Raw genomic sequence first — 3499 nt, 5'->3', positions numbered from 1 at the left:
ATTTTAATTCATCTCTAAATCTGGATTTTCTGACATGTAGAGTTATCCTTATTTATTAAGTTTTTCTCTCAGTACGCGCAGCGTTTCGCCCAACTCAAGCCTAGGCGACGTACGTAGCGAAGCGGAGTATGTACGTCCTAGGCAAAGATGGGCGCATTACTTTATTCACCTAATTTTTCTAATAAGTTTTTTTTCATACGCTCAGATAACCAAAATCCGTGATTCTCAAGTTTGCTGAGTACTTCTTTACCCGAAGGAATTATACCTTTCTGCTTAGCTCTAACGATTAATCCCAGCGTTCCGATCACTTTTAGCCCTAAGCGCTTAGCCACTTTTCTACCCTTTCTCTCATCTAATATAATTCTACTTCCCGGATTCTTAAGCGCTAAAGCGATGGCACTAGCTTCTCCCATATCCAGTTCTAACTTCAATATTTCTAATTCTCTGGCTTCATAATCCTTACTAACTTTGATCCAAGATGGTAATTCTGCTTGAATTTCTTCTCTTACTATATCTGTCACTACGATTTGGCTAAATAAACCACGCAAAATTCTTAGCTCACCAATATCTTCCAGAGCAATAAGGCAGCTTGCATCAGAAATTACTAACTCCATTTATATTTCGTCTAATTCTTCCTCTAATTCATCAAAATCATAGCCAAATACAGAGACTTCATACTTGCCTAACATTTCTATAAATGCGCGTTTCGAAAGTCCTACCATCTCCGCGCCTTGCCCTGAAGATATAAGGCCTGATTCAAATAGTTTCGAAGCAAGCAGCATACTAAGCTCAAACTCACTTATCTGCAATCCGTCCGGAAGTTTTATGTTGACACTCATTTGTCCTTTTCTTTGTAGAATGTTATAAAGATAGGCAAAGATCCCTTTATCACCTACAGAAAAATTACCTACACCATTGATAACGTCCAGGGAGATAAGTTCGTTTCATAACGATCCAAAAACAAGCTAAGGCGATTTAGTGCTCCAATGAAAAGTTAACCTTATACATCATTTAGCAACGACAAAAGATAAAGTACCTGAACGAAGTCGATTGCACAAATGGCTCCAAGGCACTATTCAAAAACAATTTCTTTGTATTCGATAAAAAAGCGAAGAATACCCGGGCTGTTCCCGCGAGTCATATATTGGGCGAGCTTGTCGAGCACCGTTTCAAGCAGTGTGATTACTCTTCATTATCTCGTGATATTCATTCTTAAATTGCGCCCATCTCCGGCTACCCCGCAGGCTGACCGAAGGGAAGCTTGACGGGGTAGCAAAGTTGTGTGCTGTTTAAAAATCAATAATTTCATCAATAGATTTTATATTAGACTCTATACTACCTTGTATACCATCTTTATTCTGGATTAAAACCTGGGAAATATGATCTATATATTTCAAGAAAGATTTATTATCAGCTAGTCCTAGAGCCTTTTCGTCCAACTCATTACGCAGCTTTTTTGACTTCTGCCAAGTTTCGTATCTGAGTCCCATTTCGAATCCAATTTTTTTTCGAAAATCAACATCATCATCAATTACAGAATCATTTAGTCCTCTTAATATATCATTAATTGAAATACCTAAATAATCACATAAGTTAAAGTAAAAATTAGACTCAGGCACAGAAAATTTTACATTATAAATTGATCTAGATACTTTTATTTTATGAATATTATGAGACAATTTTATGTCTTTAGTAAGGTCTATAAACTTTGCCCAAGTGTATCCATCAGAAGCAAAATATTCATCAAGTACGGTATCTTTGGTGTTTCCATTACTATCAATGATCTCTGTCTTAATGATTCTAAATGCGAATGGATAACTTTCAAATTCACCGTCGCTATATATATTAAGACTAAACAACTCTGCAAAGTTAGAAACTTTCTGTTTATTTGATTTAACATTAATTTCTTTCAAGAATCGTTCCAGTGAATCAAGAATAAAATGCTTGCTGAAATCCACCTTGTCTAATTCATGACTTAATTCCCAATAATTCTGCCCACTATCGGTTAGGTCTAACACTACCAATTTTGTATACTTTTCATAAATGGCTTTTTTCTGGGTAGGTTGTCTTTTACTAATGAATAAGACACATAAATACTCCTGCATTGACCTATGAGGAAAAGTATATGCTAATCCATCTAAAATAAGAATATTAACAGTAGTTTTAAAATCATAAATTAAATCTTGTATGTCAAATTTCAAGTCAAGCTTTTTCCTTACAAATTTAAGACGTTCAACGAGGATCGACTCAGTGAAGATTAGTTCTTTCCTAAAGTAGGTGACAAAACAAAATGCTTCCAAAACTTGCTCAAAGTGATCCCTACTTAGTCTTGCCTTTCTTTCTCGTTTGTAGCTTGTTTTAGTAAGTCCATCATGTTTGGTATATAAAGTATCCAGAACATTTCGATAGAATATATTCTTCCTATTTGGGATCTCAGGATGATGCTCATATGTTAAAATAAACATTGACAAAAGTAAAGGGTTAGACAAAAAGCCTTTATAAGTTTGTAATTTCTCATTTTTCGCATTTAGAATACTGATTTCTTTTAGAATTTGTCGAATCTTTTCTTTGTCATCAACCATTTTTTTGATAAAAATGACAATATCTTTTGTAGATAATTGATTTACTTTAAAATTGTCAAATCTAGGAAATGATTCTATACCGCTACCATACCTGGAGGTTAGGACGAAAGTGTTTTTACTGTATCTGTCTACAAAATCATCAAGCTCCCTAAGTACTTTGTCTTGAAGATTCAGATAAACTTCATCATAACCATCAAATAGAAATATAAAATCGCCATTTCGTAGAGCCTTTTCTAATGCTTCATTTGAATTTTTAATCTTATGAAGTGCTAATTTTTTCTCAATATATTCATCTAGTGATATATTTCCTTCGTTCATATATCGTAACTCGAACAGTACAGGAATCTTATATCTCGTTTTAATTGATCTCAAGAAAATTGATTTCATAATTGTACTCTTTCCAGAGCCAGCTCTACCTAATATTGTAATGTACTTATTAGAATCAAAATCTCTCACTAGGTTATTAAAATCAATGGCTCGTTTTCCATTCCAAACGACCAAAGGGTGGTATATATCAAAAAACCGAACTTTTTCAAACCTATGTAAAAAAGTGTTGACCAAGTAATACTTTTCCGTTTGACTTTCCAGATACTCAGATAGCCCTACCTCAAGTAAATCTTTACCTTCATTAGTTAAATACTTGAGTGAATCAAGTAAAGGGTCAATAAGATTACTGATTTCTAGTTTAACATCAAGCATAGGATACTATTTTTAGAAGCTTAAGAAAGCGATAATCTTCATGTAAGAAGATTCTATTTTCATCCAGGTAACTTAGTAGACTCTAATATAAGATCATACCTAATATTTAACAACCATTTGACTGTAAACGTCCGACCAATTACAGGTCCTTCCCCTGCGATTCCCACACCGCCGACGGTAGTAGCAGCGGTAGTTCCGACATTTTCGTCTCCGCGATG

3 protein-coding genes are annotated in these 3499 nt (G+C 34.4%); all 3 read right to left on the bottom strand.

Annotation, left to right across the window (positions count from 1 at the left end):
• Positions 1-161: 161 nt before the first annotated feature.
• The 3 genes from A3EU_RS0125575 to A3EU_RS0125565 all read right to left on the bottom strand — a co-directional run bounded on the left by A3EU_RS0125575 (position 162) and on the right by A3EU_RS0125565 (position 3281).
• Positions 162-614, bottom strand: a complete 453-nt coding sequence (locus tag A3EU_RS0125575; RefSeq protein ID WP_020539041.1) for a PIN domain-containing protein — start codon at positions 612-614, stop codon at positions 162-164.
• Positions 615-839 (bottom strand): UPF0175 family protein, encoded by a 225-nt coding sequence (locus A3EU_RS0125570; RefSeq protein WP_020539040.1) that lies wholly within the window; start codon positions 837-839, stop codon positions 615-617. It lies immediately after the preceding gene.
• Between the two features lie 450 nt (positions 840-1289).
• Positions 1290-3281 carry an NACHT domain-containing protein gene (locus A3EU_RS0125565; RefSeq protein ID WP_020539039.1) on the bottom strand — a complete coding sequence of 664 codons (1992 nt, stop codon included), beginning with the start codon at positions 3279-3281 and terminating at the stop codon, positions 1290-1292.
• Positions 3282-3499: the final 218 nt, after the last annotated feature.

This window comes from Lewinella cohaerens DSM 23179 (genome assembly GCF_000379805.1).
Taxonomy (GTDB): domain Bacteria; phylum Bacteroidota; class Bacteroidia; order Chitinophagales; family Saprospiraceae; genus Lewinella; species Lewinella cohaerens.
Note: the sequence above shows the minus strand (reverse complement) of the source record. Positions and strands in the feature narration are given on the sequence as shown.

What these genes read in the sequence shown, in the direction of transcription:
- A3EU_RS0125575 (WP_020539041.1), bottom strand. Translation starts at nt 614, where the DNA reads ATGGAGTTAGTAATTTCTGATGCAAGCTGCCTTATTGCTCTGGAAGAT.
- A3EU_RS0125570 (WP_020539040.1), bottom strand. Translation starts at nt 839, where the DNA reads ATGAGTGTCAACATAAAACTTCCGGACGGATTGCAGATAAGTGAGTTT.
- A3EU_RS0125565 (WP_020539039.1), bottom strand. Translation starts at nt 3,281, where the DNA reads ATGCTTGATGTTAAACTAGAAATCAGTAATCTTATTGACCCTTTACTT.